At 41.9% G+C, this 15,987-nt stretch carries 12 protein-coding genes and 2 pseudogenes; 2 read left to right on the top strand and 12 right to left on the bottom strand.

The window, feature by feature from the left end:
• Window positions 1–684: 684 nt before the first annotated feature.
• Together AC1TO8_RS05450 and AC1TO8_RS05445 are read right to left on the bottom strand one after the other, a co-directional pair.
• Window positions 685–885: pseudogene (locus AC1TO8_RS05450) on the bottom strand (RNA polymerase subunit sigma-70); the annotation flags it as partial.
• A gap of 399 nt (window positions 886–1,284) precedes the next feature.
• A complete protein-coding gene (locus AC1TO8_RS05445; RefSeq protein WP_482054605.1) occupies window positions 1,285–2,352 on the bottom strand; it encodes an SGNH/GDSL hydrolase family protein in 1,068 nt (355 codons plus the stop codon).
• A 316-nt stretch (window positions 2,353–2,668) separates the two neighbouring features.
• Between AC1TO8_RS05445 and AC1TO8_RS05440 the strand changes: the two genes are divergently transcribed.
• A complete protein-coding gene (locus AC1TO8_RS05440) occupies window positions 2,669–3,085 on the top strand; it encodes an AraC family ligand binding domain-containing protein (protein WP_482054604.1) in 417 nt (138 codons plus the stop codon).
• A gap of 170 nt (window positions 3,086–3,255) precedes the next feature.
• Here the strand turns inward: AC1TO8_RS05440 and AC1TO8_RS05435 are convergent, their stop codons facing one another.
• The 10 genes from AC1TO8_RS05435 to AC1TO8_RS05390 form a co-directional block, all read right to left on the bottom strand.
• The gene (locus tag AC1TO8_RS05435; RefSeq protein ID WP_482054603.1) at window positions 3,256–4,635 is read right to left on the bottom strand and encodes a glycosyltransferase family 2 protein; all 1,380 of its coding nucleotides are present in this window, start codon (window positions 4,633–4,635) and stop codon (window positions 3,256–3,258) included.
• Window position 4,636: 1 nt separating this feature from the next.
• The gene (locus AC1TO8_RS05430; RefSeq protein WP_482054602.1) at window positions 4,637–5,530 is read right to left on the bottom strand and encodes a glycoside hydrolase family 16 protein; all 894 of its coding nucleotides are present in this window, start codon (window positions 5,528–5,530) and stop codon (window positions 4,637–4,639) included.
• A 156-nt stretch (window positions 5,531–5,686) separates the two neighbouring features.
• A complete protein-coding gene (locus AC1TO8_RS05425; RefSeq protein WP_482054601.1) occupies window positions 5,687–5,908 on the bottom strand; it encodes a sulfatase-like hydrolase/transferase in 222 nt (73 codons plus the stop codon).
• 394 nt (window positions 5,909–6,302) lie between these two features.
• Window positions 6,303–7,289, bottom strand: coding sequence for a glycoside hydrolase family 43 protein (locus tag AC1TO8_RS05420; RefSeq protein ID WP_482054600.1), 987 nt, complete (start codon window positions 7,287–7,289; stop codon window positions 6,303–6,305).
• 244 nt (window positions 7,290–7,533) lie between these two features.
• Window positions 7,534–8,727, bottom strand: coding sequence for a sugar ABC transporter permease (locus tag AC1TO8_RS05415; RefSeq protein WP_482055219.1), 1,194 nt, complete (start codon window positions 8,725–8,727; stop codon window positions 7,534–7,536).
• A 2-nt stretch (window positions 8,728–8,729) separates the two neighbouring features.
• On the bottom strand, window positions 8,730–10,241 hold the full coding sequence (locus AC1TO8_RS05410) for a xylose ABC transporter ATP-binding protein (protein ID WP_482054599.1): 1,512 nt from the start codon (window positions 10,239–10,241) through the stop codon (window positions 8,730–8,732).
• 81 nt (window positions 10,242–10,322) lie between these two features.
• Window positions 10,323–11,408 (bottom strand): D-xylose ABC transporter substrate-binding protein, encoded by a 1,086-nt coding sequence (xylF, locus tag AC1TO8_RS05405; RefSeq protein WP_482054598.1) that lies wholly within the window; start codon window positions 11,406–11,408, stop codon window positions 10,323–10,325.
• Between the two features lie 204 nt (window positions 11,409–11,612).
• Window positions 11,613–13,193: a helix-turn-helix domain-containing protein gene (locus tag AC1TO8_RS05400; RefSeq protein ID WP_482054597.1), complete on the bottom strand. Its 1,581-nt coding sequence runs from the start codon at window positions 13,191–13,193 to the stop codon at window positions 11,613–11,615.
• A 15-nt stretch (window positions 13,194–13,208) separates the two neighbouring features.
• On the bottom strand, window positions 13,209–14,654 hold the full coding sequence (locus tag AC1TO8_RS05395) for a sensor histidine kinase (protein ID WP_482054596.1): 1,446 nt from the start codon (window positions 14,652–14,654) through the stop codon (window positions 13,209–13,211).
• Window positions 14,651–15,634, bottom strand: coding sequence for a sugar-binding protein (locus tag AC1TO8_RS05390; RefSeq protein WP_482054595.1), 984 nt, complete (start codon window positions 15,632–15,634; stop codon window positions 14,651–14,653). Before AC1TO8_RS05390 ends, AC1TO8_RS05395 begins: the two co-directional genes overlap by 4 nt.
• A 53-nt stretch (window positions 15,635–15,687) precedes the next feature.
• Between AC1TO8_RS05390 and AC1TO8_RS05385 the strand changes: the two are divergent.
• Window positions 15,688–15,895: pseudogene (locus tag AC1TO8_RS05385) on the top strand (DUF3189 family protein); the annotation flags it as partial.
• Window positions 15,896–15,987 lie beyond the last annotated feature (92 nt).

Here is a 15,987-nt window from a genome sequence, read left to right as displayed (position 1 = left end):
TTACTAAAAAGATACAAGAGAGAGGAAGCAGCTTTGGAATTCTCTGATTGAGCGAAACTAACGTCAGCGGAGGTAGATTCACTAAGTCAATCATTTAAACATAAGGTTAATATTGGATGGAGAATTATCAAGAAACGAAATTGCTTTAACGATTCAAGAAGGCATCATTACAGGCTCGAATCAACAACTTGCTCCAAAGGATAACGTAACAAGAGAGTAAATGTGCAAGCTTATGAGGATGGAAGGGGCTTTTCTATTCTTCCTCTAACCACATAACCATTTCAACATGTGTTGAATGTTGCAACCTACGTGCCTACCGTTGTTTGGCGACTCGCTTCGACAAACTGGAGCAGAGCTTCCGATCTTTTTGAACGCTAGCTTCGATTATGGTTTGGCTTGCTTAGGTTGTTTGCATAAACGTCCTAAGCCTTTAATCCCTTTCCACCCAGAATCTGCGGCATATATTTTTCAACTTCAATGGCTTCATATGTATAGGCATTCAAGATGCTTTCCATTTCAACTATTTCTAGAATATTGGTGAACCCAATCTGGCGCGCCGCCTGTACTTTTTCCGTTTGTTGGATTAGAATTCCGATTCACATTTCTTCCGATGATCTCATCCAATTAACTCGTCCCACATCACAAACCGCACCCCTTCCTGACATCGGTTCGTGTTCACAACATCTTGACGATATGCGCCACCAGTCGCAAATTATGTTCAATCAACATGTTTCGTGCGTTGCCGTCTCCTTCGGCCATTAATTGTAAGTATTTGCTCTCGTCCTTCTCGGATAGTGGCTGGGGAAAAGCATTGTTCTTGACGTAAGATACAAGTAGTGAAACCTGCTTAATGAACCGCGTTATCGCTGAGATTAATCCAGGCATTGAACCGAACACCCCCAAGTTGGATTCCGTTAGACAAGAAGCCAATCCCAATCGGCTCCCTATTTAGTCGAATAATGAAGTCTGTTCTTTAGTGTATGTGGGCAATGGCCTAGAAGTGCATGTACAGGGGAATTGAAGGCACAAAATAAAGCCGAATGTGTGAAGGTCATTTTCAAAAAGATTCACAATATATGATCAACAGTGGAAATATGTTGTGCCCTATGACTTTAAAGTCCGTAATGGATTCTAGTTACAAATTGAACAGACATTGTTTGTCCTGGATTCAGAGTAAATGCATCTGGATCTAAGGTTACAATAACTCCCATCCGATCAACAATCAAATTTCGAATCGTGCAGCACACAGCTTAACAATTTGGCTGCGTGCCGGGAGTATGGAAGTCACCACTTTAATAATCCTCTGATTTGAGTAGTCAATTTTTTCGCTGCATTCCTATGAGTAGCTTGAGACGGGTGGAAGTCGGCTGCGTATCCATCTGCAGCCCGTTGCACGTCAAACTTCATTGCCGTAATATTGCTGTCGCCAGTTTCCCGGGTATAGCCGTTAACAGCTTGTTCGACATAAGGATACAGTCTATCGCCCATGATCCCCAGTGTACACAGAATCGGGGTATGTGGATTGTTCAGTCTGACCATTTTAAGAAATTCAACATACTCCTGAGCATATTCCATTTGTTTGCCAATATCATCTTTCGTGTATGAATCATCGTTCGTCCCTAGGTTAATGACAATCAGATCAGGCACAAACTTATTGAAATCCCAGCATAAATCTTGGGGCAACAATGTATCGTCAAATTTCCCCTCAGACTTGCCCACTTTTTCATAATAATCCGGAATAAGATGAGTGGTAAGCTTTTGGTCGTTTTCCGTGTAGCCTGTAATGATGCCGTATCCGCTGTACGAAACCATGCTGTAGTCAGATTGAAACTGCTGAGCAGTTAGGTAAGCATAGGTTTTCGTGACATCTTCCGTAGCCGTAGAAAAAGAATGCAACTCATACTCATCATCAACGCCGTAGCCGCAAGTAATGGAGTCCCCGATGAATTCGATTTTATGTATGTTGTCCGATGTTGGCTTAATTCCATCCGCAGCATTAACGGCAATCTCCTGGATCCCTACCGTGGACATCGCTGCCTCTGATAGTTTTGTGATCCTTATTGTGACCTCCTGCTCCGTATCGCTTTCAAATACAATATAAGTTTTCAACGGTTTATTCATTTGATCGTCGATAACCCGTTTTCCGTTTACGCTGATACCAACTCGGGCGAAATTATTATCGGTTGAGGCAATAGCATCACCTTTTAATGTGATTTCTGCCTTTTTACCATGGAATGAAAACTCCACGCCACCGCCTGAGAGTGCTAGCCACAGTACATCGTTGTAATAGTGAGTCCTTCCGATGATTTTCACATGCTTCTCCGTTGCTTTAAATGCTTGAGTATGAGACATCCTTAAACCTTCCTTCATAGCTTCTATATTTGTAACAATAACAAAGGTGCTTTCTGTTTTCAATGAAAGTCTACCACATCTAGCTAGTAATGTTTTAGCCAATAGTAAAAAATTTAGTAGGGTTGTATGATTGGAGTTATTACTTAAAGACTATCACCACAAGGAGGATATCCATGAGCATGTCCAATGGTACCTACGGCTTTCGGTTCGCGGAAGATAAGGAGCTACAGCTATGCGTATTATTTGCTGCCGGGTGTGATTAATCACCACTCCTTCTTATCGCTGGGACGGACAGGAACGGACTGATGGGCCGCTCTTGCTGTTCCAGTACACTCTCTCCGGAGAAGGCGTATTTGAATCAGGGAATCGGTCTCACCGTGTCACTGCCGGACAGGCTTTCCTTCCCGAAATTCCAGGACCCCACCGTTATTATTATCATCAGGAATCCAAAGCCACTTGGGAATTCCTGTTCCTGTTGTTCCGGCCTAATCTGATCCTGCCCCATTGGCGCAAATTCCTCCGTGAAGCAGGTGAAGTACCTCATCTTCCCACAGACTGTGCGCCGGTCCGGCTTCTGAAGATGATTGTAAACGATGCGACGGCAGGCAGAATTTCCGATCCCTTGGTCGCCTCCTCCTGCATCTATCAATTCATGACAGAGTTAGCCAGACTGCAGGTAACTACGCTTCGGAACAGGGACAACTGTGCCGCCGCATGGCGTACGCCTTTATAGCTTCTTGTAAGAAAGAGCCGGTTATTCTAGAATCATCTGGAAACCGGCTTTTCCGTATCACTTTGGATCTGTCAATTTTTTTGCGTAAACTCTTTTAATATGCCCAACCTGTCTTACTTTGTAGTGAATGGCATCTAGAAACACAACTGCTAATTTACATTCACACATAATCAACTCGCTACCGATCTTGCTTGATCCATCTCTAGATTAATAGCCGACACATTTCCTAATCTCTTAACCTTGTTCCAATTGTGCTTATCTCTCGATAGAAAATACGATAGTGTCCCATAAGTAAATAATGTAGCATCAAAAATGGGTTTTATTGGTAACTCTACTAAAAAGAACATTACTATTTTTACGTAATTAAATTGAGTATACACATGACCGTATTTACTGTTAGCCCAATATGCCAATACTTTTGTGAACAATTGAATAGATAGTGATAGTATTAGACAGTAGATGTGATATGTCGTTATCTCACCATAGATAATCAATATAGGAGCCATAACTAATGTAGCAATTCCTAGAGCTGCCATGCCTAAAGAATCCCATAACAAGAACAATGCAAACTTAACACCCATAGATTTAATAAATCCTAATTTATACTTGACTAAACAATCTATGAATCCTTTCTGCCATCTCGTTTTCTGCTTGAATAGATCACTCAAATTTTCAGGAATTTCAGTGTAACACTCTGCCTTTGGAATAAACACCATCTTATAACCCTTATTAGATGTATTAATATATTTCTGTATATGAAGTGTTATTTCCATGTCTTCGCCTAATGTCTTCTTATACCCTCCAATCTCATAGAGCACATTTAATCTAAAAGCTCCAAATGCTCCTGATACGATTGATATTACATTTAGTTTAGATTGTGTAAACTTTCGGATATAGAATGATGTTAGATACTCAGATAGTTGATACTTCAACAAAAAGTTACCTTTAAAATTTGGTTTCCCTTTATTATCAAACATCTGTCCAACATGCACCATTCCACCCGCTGCAATAACCTTCTCATTCTGAAAGCTTTCATTAATATGTTTTAGCGAATTGGCTTCTAAAATGCTATCAGCGTCTAATGTGATAACTACTTCTCCTATTGCGTAATCACCTCCTGCATTTAAAGAATCCGCTTTACCGCCATTCACTTTATCTATAACGATCATGTTAGGATGCTTATTAGAACGGTATACTGTAGTAATAGCTGTGTATTTAAATTTAGAGTTGGGGATAGTGTCATAATCTGGTGTGAGGTCTAATAGTGAAGTGAGTACAGCGAGTGTGTTGTCAGTGGATCCATCATTAATAAATATTGCTTCGTAGTTAGTGTAATTTAGATTATTTAGACCTTCTATACAGCCTTTTAAGACGCTTTCCTCGTTGTAAGCTGGAATTAGTATGGACATTTTTATTTCATCTAAATATAGATTGATGGATCTGTGCTTACTGCTATTTGTATAAGCTAAAGTTATGACTAAATACATCAATTGAAATCCTACAACCAATAAGAATAGTAGTACACCAACTATAACTATACTTAAGCTCATATCACGATCCCTCTCTTACATAGTACCTGACATAATCAATCAACATTGAGTTGGGAAACTTAGTATACTTGTTCGGTTCACCTACCCAATCACCTCCAATGCCTACATTGATATACAGATACATTGCTTCTTGCGGTATTAACTTTCTACCAGTAAAAATAACCTTTCCATCTAATGTGTAAGTCATCTTAGTAGGAGTCCATTCAACTCCGTAAACATGATAGTCTTTTGATAAATCTACACTGTTAGTCATTTTGTATTCTCTTACGCGTTTCCCTTTTCTTTCATCATGTACTACGTTGTATAACTCCTTTGGTTTACTGCCGTCAAGTTCAGCTATGTCAATTTCAGGGTATAAGCTTCCATCTGAAGGCATCATCCATATAGCTGGTATCAATCCTGTTCCACTTGGAAATGTAGCTCTAATTTCAAACTTACCATACATAAAGTGCGCTTTAGTCTTAGTTATAATTGCTCCAGATGTATAGTTAAATTTGCCTGATTTCTGTTTAAGGATACTAATTTTTAGTTTGCCGTTTACAACACTAATATTATTAGGCTTATAATGTTGTTTTCTATTTCCATATCCATTTGCATCATCTAGAGCAATCCAGTTATTATTAGAAAATGTGTTAAATTCATCACTCCATTTCAGTATCCATCTTTTATTTTCGTTGGATGTAGACTTTCTTAGAACGTTCATTTTCTCTAGTTTCTTAACTAGAGAACTCTCAAATCTTTTTTCATCGGGAATAATAAGTGGACTTGAGGCACCGTAAATCGAATTCATGAAATAAATACTGTACAATCCCGCACCTGACGTATATAGAATTGCGAAAACTAATATCAACCATACCCTTTTTCTTAACGTGCTCATCAATAACTTTGATTCCATCTGTATCTCCTTTCAAATAAGATCATCATTTCCTTCATACTCGTTCCCTCTATAGAAGCTTATGTGCTTACCTTATTTTTTAGATCTCTGGAATACTTAAATATTGACACTCATGAAGTAAAACAGACAAAGTTCAACATAAATAACGGCTACTTTTCATTCATAATTGAATGAAAAGTAGCCGTTATCAAAAAATCCATTATTTATATCAGCTAGGAAACCCATACGCACAGAATGATGATTTCTTCCTGTCAAAAGACAAGCCCTAGTTGGAGAGTAAATGGCTGTCGTGTGGAAATTCGTATAACGAAGTCCATCATTGGCTAATTGATCAATATTCGGTGTCGAAATAGCGTTTGATTTCTCCTTGAAATTCATTGGACATTTTCTCTTCTCAGCTCCTCCTTATTTGTGAATCATCTGAATACAAAAAAGAGACTCAACAATGAAAGATTAGTCCTTTCATAATTGAGTCTCTGGTGATCCAGTCGACTACAAATACGTTATTTAATTGGAATGAATGGCGAACTCGTTTTGAATATGAATGAATACTATCAGCTTACAAGATAGTCTATCAATCATTTTTTTACTAATCACATCAAATTAGTTGGTATTTCCAGGTACTCCTTCCAGACGATATTGAGGAACAACTTTCTCAGGTAAAGATTCATTGAACCCTTCTATAATACTGTTCGAGTAAGATTTGTCCATTGAAAAAACCGTTCAACGATCTTTGTGATCGTGAACGGTTCAGTATTATTTTGCTAATCATTTATTCAGCGTAAGGATCTATCGTTTGAATTGTTCCGTCAGCATTATACTTTAGTTCCGTATATTTCACGCAACGTTTGTGATTGACGCCATCAGACAGAGAACAATCATGATAAAAGAGGTACCATTTATCTTCAAACTGGACAATAGAATGATGCGTGGTCCAACCAATAACAGGAGTCAGGATTGTCCCCTTGAATGTATACGGACCCTGCGGGTTCTTGCTAATTCCATAAACCAGTTTGTGTGTAGTCCCCGTGGAGTAAGATAGATAGTAATAGCCATTGTATTTATGTACCCATGGCCCTTCGAAATATCTCCGCTCCTCGTCGCCCGCAAGAATCGGATTCCCTTCTTCGTCCACTATCGAAATTTCAAACGGTTTATCCTTAAATGACAGCATATCCTCGTTTAGCGTTGCCACGAGTGGACCTAACGCAGGCTTGTCTGCTGCGGGCCCCTCAGTTTGCGACGAGTCGAAGCTGCCTGTCTGCCACTTTTCCAATTGCCCTCCCCAGAGACCACCGAAATACATATAGGCTTGGTCATCTTCATCGATAAATACAGCAGGGTCAATGCTATAACTGTCCTTAATATAATTAGGCTCCGGCTTAAATGGTCCTGCAGGTGAGGAAGCCGTAGCAACCCCAATCCGGAAGATTCCGTCTTGATCGCGTGCTGGGAAGAACAGATAGTATACATTGTTCTTGTAAGCAGCATCTGGCGCCCAGAGCTGGCTTGAAGCCCATGGAATATCGCGCAGATGAAGAGCTTCTCCATGATCCACGACAGGAGAATCGAAGTTCTCCATAGATAATACATGGTAATCCTCCATAGCATATTGGTCCCCATTATCGTTATCTGGCCCATCATGATCGAGGTCGTGTGAAGGATAGATATAGATTTTACCTTCAAAAACATGAGCAGACGGGTCTGCCGTATAAATGTGTTTGACTAGTGGTTGGTTTGGTTTAGTGTTTGGTTTCATAGTATACTCCTTTTTAGCTGATTCGCATGTTACCGTGATAGTATCGCGATCATCGTTTTTGAAATCGCTTTCATTTCTTACTTTTATTTTACACTATCCTGCTCTCCACTCCAATACTCATACTAAAGAACTTACTCTAATAATTATAGATAATATGAACAAATAGTAGCCGGCCGTAAGAATAACTCTAACTAGCAGGCTACTATTTGTTCATCAGAGAGCATTCTAGCAAAAAAGAAGAATCCTACTTTACTCCCTTACGGCGGTTGGAGATATCAAGCCAAACAGCGAAAACAAGAATGGAGCCCTTAACTACGTACTGCCAGAATGACTCCAATCCCATCAGTGACATCCCGTTATCGAGCGTGGTCATAACCAATGCGCCTATAATGGCACCTATAATTGTCCCAACACCGCCCATCAATGATGTTCCACCGATGACGCAAGCAGCAATCGCATCCATTTCCGCCATGTTACCGGCAGTGATTGTCGCAGATGCCAAGCGAGAAGTCAAGACAATTGCTGCAATCGAAGCGAGTAGTCCGTTAAGTACAAAAATCAGCATTGTCTTGCGTTTAATATGAATACCTGAAAAACGAGCAGCTTCAATATTGCCGCCAATGGCATAAATATGACGCCCAAACGTGGTCTTCGTCGAAATAATGTAAAAAATGATCGCCAATATAATAACGAAGATAATAGGAAAAGGAATCCCTTTATAATTGTTCATAACGACTACAAACGACACAACTAGTAATGCGAGCACAGACACCTTCGTAATATCTACTCCGAGTGGTGCGATCTCGAAGCCATATTTTTGCCGGGAACGTCGTTTCGTATAGGCAGACCATAGTAGAATTCCCACGGCCAGCAAACCAATAATGATACCAAATCCTTTAGCAAAATATGCATTACCCAGCAATGCAATCATCGGATCAGATACTGGAATCGTCTTGGACTGGGTGACACCCATTAATACGCCGCGGAACACCATCATACCACCCAAAGTAACGATGAAGGCAGGAATCATTTTGTAAGCTACAAGCCATCCTTGAAGCAGACCGAGCACCGCTCCGGCAACCAGTGTCCCAAGAATAACAATAATCGCCGGCAGTTCCAGCCAATTACTCAATATAGCGGCAATTCCTCCCGTCAACCCTACGATAGAACCTACAGAAAGATCAATATGCGCCGCCACAATGACGAGTACCATTCCTATAGCCAGTATGGAGGTCACAGACATTTGTGTGAATAAATTAGATAAATTTCGTGAGGTCAAAAAGGTAGGATTCAGAAGTCCAAACAGTCCCCATAGTAACACCAACGCTCCTACCATGGTATATGCACGCACGTCCATTTCACCAAACAAGCTACTCCAGAGCGATTTTCGGGTCACAGGCATATCCACTCTATCTTGAAGTTCCTTTTGAAGCTGCATCATTATTTCCCTCCTGTGGCGGCTATCATTATATTTTCTTGGGTGGCCTCATGCCATGGAAATTCCTTAACGAATTCCCCTTCGCACATCACCATAATTCTGTCACTCATACCCAGTACCTCAGGCAACTCCGAAGAAATCATAATAATGGCTACACCTTGATCTACCAGTCGATTCATTAAATTATATATTTCGTATTTCGCTCCAACGTCGATACCCCGGGTAGGTTCGTCCATAATCAGGATTTTTGGATCAGACATTAACCATTTCCCGATGACAACCTTCTGCTGATTTCCTCCCGAAAGTGTTCCTACCAACGTTTCCAGCGAAGCTGTTTTCGTCTTTAGATCCTGCACATACTTGCGTCCCCATTTAATCTCTTCATTCTCGTTAATGAAACCTAGCTTTGATACCTTGCCCATCGTGGCCATCGTAGTATTTCGTTTCACATCCATACCCATCACTAGTCCTTGACGCTTGCGATCTTCAGTTACTAGAGCCATTCCTGCCTTTATAGCTTCAGCAACGGATTTAATCTTCACGGTTTTCCCTTCGATTTGTACTTCCCCCACTGCTCTGCCTTCATAAGCACCGAAAAGACTAGTGACAAGCTCTGTGCGTCCCGCACCCATAAGTCCCGCTATTCCAAGAATCTCACCTTTACGTAGTGTGAAATGAATATCCCTGAGCACTCTTTGATTACGCTTTTCAGGATGCCACACGTTATAATGTCTAACCTCAAGCATCATTTCTCCCGGTATACGGTTTACTCGTGGATATCGCTCTGTCAGTTCCCGGCCAACCATTAGGGATACAACCTTATCATCATCCGTCTCCTTACGATCAAGAGTCGCTATAGTACGCCCATCACGGAGTACCGTGATGTAGTCTGCAAGAGCAAAAACCTCAGGCATCTTGTGTGAAATGTATACACAGGAGACACCTTCACTGCGCAGTTGATTCAATATCCCCATGAGGATGGAGACTTCACTTTCAGTTAAAGCTGCTGTTGGCTCATCTAGAATCAGAATTTTTGTATGCTTGGAAAGTGCTTTTGCGATTTCAACTAGTTGCTGCTGGCCAATCCCAAGATGACCTATTTTGACGGTTGGGGAAATATTAAGTCCCACCTTTTTCAACCACACAGAGGTATTATGATACAATTCATCCCACTGAATAACTCCGCGCTTGCATGGTTCAGCTCCTAGAAAGATATTCTCACCTACCGTCATCTCTTTGACGAGCGCAAGCTCCTGGTGAATGATAGCAATTCCGGCTTGTTCAGCGTCGGTTATTTGATGGAACTGCCTACTCTTACCACCAACGATAATCTCACCGCTATAGGTACCGGTCGGATAAAGTCCGCTTAGTACCTTCATCAGCGTTGATTTCCCAGCACCATTCTCCCCGCACAGGGCATGTATTTCTCCCTCCCTAACCTTAAAATTCACACGATCTAGCGCCTTAACTCCGGGAAACTCTTTACTGATGTCTGCCATTTCTAATATATACATTATTCAAGCACCCTTTCTGACCATGAATCAGAATCAGCAGAGAGCGGAACCTTAAGGTTCCGCATTCGCCATTCTACTAGGTTATTGTTTAGGCCATTGGTCCTCAGGAACGTTCTTGTATACTTCCTCCAGTTTGTGAAAGCTATCTTTGATCAGAACGTCCAAATTGTCCTTATTAACCGCAATGGGATCAAGGAGTATGGAAGGGACATCAACCTTCCCGTTATTTACAGTCTTATCCGTCGCGATCTTGTCGCCCTTGGCAGCAGCCATAGCCATCTCAGCAGCTTTTGTTGCAATCGCATTAATCGGCTTATACACGGTCATCAACTGTGTTCCTTCTGCAATGCGTTGTACAGCAGCTAAATCTGCATCTTGACCGGATACTGGAATTTTACCAGCCATCCCTTGGCCAGTTAATGCCTGAATCGAACCTCCAGCCGTACCATCGTTAGCTGCGACCACACCTTGCACGTCATTGTTGTTCGCAGTTAGCGCATTTTCCATATTCTTAAGAGCCTCTTCTGGCTTCCAGTCCTTGGAGAACTGGTCATACACAATCTTGATATCCCCTTTCTCTTCAAGAGGTTTCAATATATTCATTGCGCCTTCCTTGAACATATGAGCATTGTTGTCCGTATCCGCTCCGCCGATATACACGATGTTACCTTTCGGCGCCTGTTCGATCACAGCTGTCGCCTGGAATTCTCCTACACGTACATTATCAAAAGAGATATAGTAGTCCACATCTGCATTGTTAATCAGTCGGTCATACGCTATAACCTTGATGCCTTCCTTGTGTGCTTTCTCCACAATCGGCGCTGTCGCTTCAGCATTGTGCGCAATAACTACGAGTACGTCTACTCCCTGAGAGATTAATTGCTCTGCTTGACTCATCTGTGTAGCATCATCTCCATTGGCTGCAAGAACCTTCACTTCGCCTCCAAGCTCTTCCACTTTAGCAGTGAAAATATCGCGGTCCTTTTGCCAGCGTTCCTCCTTCAAAGTGTCCATAGACATCCCAATAACAATTTTGTCTCCGTCTTTCGCGGCTGTTTTTTCCTTGTTTTGGTTATCCCCATTGGAGACCAATCCACAGCCTGTAAGTGATGATGCCAATAATAGAGCTACCAATCCTAATCGAATAACATTACCGTATTTTCTCACTCTTTCTTCGCCCCTTTTCACCAGTTAAAATATTTGGTTGCGCTTACAAATAAAGCTTAGCATGGGACAACATGCTGTGGCGTGTTCATTACCAGCACATCTTTACTTTCAACCTGCATTACATTGCTGCCTCCTGTAATGAAAGCCAATTGCGAGTCTTTCACAGGACAATTTAGTTATACAACACAAAAAAGTCCTTGTCGGTTAACAAGGACTTTTCTTCTCTAATTGCTGCCGGTATTCACTTGGCGTAATTCCTGTTGCTTTCTTGAAGACCCTGCTAAAATAATTTGGGTCCTTATAACCGACCTCATAGCAAATTTCTTTTATACTGAGACGTTCTTCCACAATCAACCGCTTTGCCTCCTTAATACGAAGCCTGGTAACATAGTCGATGAAAGTCTCTCCTGCATGATGCTTGAATAATTTACTGAAATAATGTGGGCTAAGATTCACATATTCCGCACTTTGCTCCAATGAGATGTCTTCATTATACTTTTGGTCAATATAGAGAAGAGCCCTTTGGAGCACTAGAGACCGACTCTGCTCCCGCTCTTCCTTCAGGCCGTCGATGAAGGAATCGATCCACAATAATGCACTTTTTCGAAGAGCATCGCTATCTTCTTCTACACTCAGAGATGTAATCAGATCGGCCCCATCGCCTGATTGAATCGCACGACACATATACAGCAGAAGTCCTATGACTTCTCCGCGCAAGGTAGCAAATGAACTGACCACTGTTCCTTCCAAAATCGTAAATAGCGAGTCAAATCGCTCTGAGCTCTCCTGTTTGTTGTGACGCAATAGAGCATCAAGTAACTTCTTCTCATCATCCAATGAGATCATCTTTTGCCCTGAACTCTGGATCATATCATCATAATGCCGTACATTTAGCAGCTCTTTATCCTCTGTGCACACTCGAACTGCTTCCCGATAGGATCGACTCACTCCATCCCAGCCTTCCCGAACAGATCCAATTCCTATCGAAAGGGACAACTGGAATCGCTCCTCTATATAGTCCCTAATACGTTCACCCCAGTCTAGAGATATAACACGCTGGGAATAACCAGGTCTGCCAGGTGGAAGAGGATTAAATAAGGCCATCTGATGTCCAACGATAGGTCCGGCGATAGAGGAAAGATTGGGTTTCGTGAAATGCTTAACAGCTTCATAAATTTCCCGCTTGAGCAGTTGGAAATCCTCCCACTCCTTTTTCGTTTGCCTTGAAAAAGATAACACCATTGCATAACCTTTAACCCACTGTAAATTGAGTAAACTAGCCAACTGTTCGAGCTCCACCTCCTGCACCGACTCCAGCATAAGCATGAGTGATAGCTCGTTCTCAGCTAGTGGGATCAGCTGAGACAATTTCTCCTGAATCTCCAGTTGCTCATTTCGTAGACGTTTCTCTGCTTCCTTCTCTGCAATGAACAGCTGTAATACCTGTAGCACTTCCTCTCGTCTGGCTGGTTTAAGCAGGTAGTCACGGACTCCCAGAGCCAGCCCCTCCTTCGCGTAAGAGAAATAATCGTGAGCCGTTATCATTACAATTTTGGTTGAAGGAAGATTTGCTGAAATTTGACGTACAGCCTCAAGTCCTTGAATACCAGGCATCTTAATATCCATAAAAATAAAATCAGGTCGTTCCTCTTCCGCAATCTGAATGGCCTTCCTTCCATTTTCCGCATGATGAAAATGAAAAGTGTTCGGAAAAATATGCCTAATCATCAGCTCCAGACCTTCCCGCTCCAGCGCTTCATCATCCGCAATAAGCAAACTGAACATGAGTCACGTCCTTTCTTATCCATGTAATGTGTTTACCGCGCGATAAGGAATTCTGAACAACACGACTGTCCCTTTACCCTCAACGCTATCGATTTCGATGCTCTGCTCTCCGTTGAAGAATAAATGTAGTCTTTTGAATACATTTTGTGTCCCCAGTCCAGTCGATTGGCCCTTCCTACCCATACTAGGAGTTTCCTCTCGGAAGGATTTGAGAAGTAGATCGACAGTCTCCCTACTCATCCCTACACCGTTATCTCGAATCTCAATTCCTACAGCTTCATCCACATATCCGATTGTGAGCTTTAGTTCGGCGCCCTCTTCCATCTGCTCTATCCCATGTACGAATGCATTTTCCAGAATAGGCTGCAGGGTCAGACATGGAACCATTCCATCCAGTACTCTCTCATCAATTTCCATTACAAAAGAAATTCGGTCACGAAACCGCGCCCTCTGAATATTGATATATTCGGTCACATGTTCAACCTCTTCACGCAACGGTACCGCCTGATCCAGCTTTTGCAAGTTATATCTCAATAAACGGGATACAGATACCGTAAGATCACTTGTCTTGGTCGCTCCCTCAATATAAGCCAACTTGGCTATAGAATTAAGAGTATTAAACAAAAAGTGCGGATTAATCTGGCTTTGCAGCATTTTCAACTCAAGCTCTTTGACCAGACGGTCTTTCTCTAGACTTTTGATATTATCAGCCATCAAACTTTGAATATTATCGATCATGCCATTAAAAGTTCGGCACAAGATGCTGATCTCATCATTGTTCATACTTTCTGGAGCCTTTGTGTCCATCCGTCCCTTCGATATTTGCTTGGCAGTTGCCACCAGCCGTCGGATCGGTCCCGTTATACTACTCGACAGCCATCCTGCTAGAATAATGCTAAGAACTGCGACAGTGATGACCAGTTGAGTTCCAAGTTTATTCAATTTGTCCGTAGTGGACATAATTTCCTGATAAATCGGCTTGTACTGATCCAACTCAATATCGACCAATCCCTGGGCCTCCTCACGTATAAAACGTTCGGTTTGCTCCGCTTCAATGTAAGCCCCTGCCATGGTATTAGAATCTTCATCATCGATCTTGCCAATCATGGTCTCAACTTGTTCTAGAAACGTATCAATAATATTGCGGTAATTCACAAGTGGCAGGTCGCTTCCGCCAATCGTCTCCAATCCATCGAGCTCCTGCCGCAGCTGCTGAACACCTCTCAGATGTTTCTCCACCTCAGGAAAGCTATCCACATCGACCTGCATAATAGACCGGTTCATCGATCGCATAATCTCCCCAACCTCATAAGACACTTCCTTATATAGTAAGATACGATTCATCATTAAATGATAGCTTTCCTGCACATTCTTACCGCTTTCAAACAAGAAAAAGGAAACCGTACTCATCAAAAGCACCAGTAGCGGAATACAAACCAACAGCTTCTTGCGGATACTCACAAGCCCTCCCCCTTCTGAGCATTATGCTTATCTAGCACCATAACCTCTGTATAATATTCAGATCGTAAGGCCTTTCCCTGAAAATGCTCATGGAGGAGCCTGACTGCTGTATCTCCCATTAAAAATGGCTGTTGTGCTACAGTCGCCTTAATCTCACCCTTTAGAATGGCGGCAAGCGTCTCTTCCTGATTATCAAAACCAATGATCGTAAGAGAATCCCGTTTCAAACTTTTCGCAGCCTGAAGAACACCAAGAGCATCTGTTGCACTGGTACCCACCATAATGGTAATATCCGGATGCATCTGCATCATTTCCGCTGCTTGCTGAATCGCTTCCATATGTGAAATGTTGGAGCTACGAACTTCCACAATTTTCAAGTCTTCATATTGCATTACGATGTTTTTTAGCCCTTGTAGTCGCTGCAGCTGATTCTCAGCAAGCTCACTCCCAATAATCACACCTATTTTTCCGTATCCACCTGTAGTCTCTACAACAAGACGTCCTAAGCTTTCGCCTGCCATCTCATTATCGGTACCTACATAAGCCAGCCTTTTGCTAGCCGGAGCATCCGTATCGATGGTTACAACAGGAATTCCACGCTGCACAGCTTTATCTATAACTGGAGTGAATCTCTCACCGTTCAACCCTTGGACGATAATTGCATCTACTCGGGCAGCAATCGCCTTTTCCAGTAAATGAATCTGCTCATCCATGTTATTGCGGACCGGACCCGTAAATTCAATATCAATCCCATACCTTTCCGCGGCCTTCTCCGCACCTTTCTCAATCATTTTCCAGTAAGGATGATAACGTTCCTGCTCAATCAGTACGATATGATAGCGATGTCCCAAATTCCCGGGGTGACCATGTAGTTCCTGAACGATGCTACCCATCTTACCGGATTGATGTGCGAATCCAATAAATTCATACGTCAGGAGTAAAAATAACACAACCACACACGCTAGCCATTTTTTATCCATTATCATTCACCTCAACCATATCCTACTTTTTTATGAAAACGGTTGCAATAGAAATATTCTCTAATACATCACCAACTGTACCGTTCATGATGTCAATTTGGGGGATTTTTCTCAAGAGGATTAAAAATTGATTTTGTAAGTGTACCCTTATTAATTATGAGTGCCAAACAATGCTGTGATCATATTTTTCGGCTGGTTGAAAATACGAAGAAAATAAAAAGAGCTTGTTTTGAGAAAAATATCAAAACAAGCTTTTTTTAAAAGAAGTATGGATTGTCATTCACGATGTAACTGAGAGCTTGTTGCTAAGAACAAGTATTGCCGCATAGCTCCTCATTCTTAGCTCGACTCTC

The organism is Paenibacillus sp. Y859 (assembly GCF_056786405.1).
This window is presented reverse-complemented; position numbering and strand designations above follow the sequence as displayed.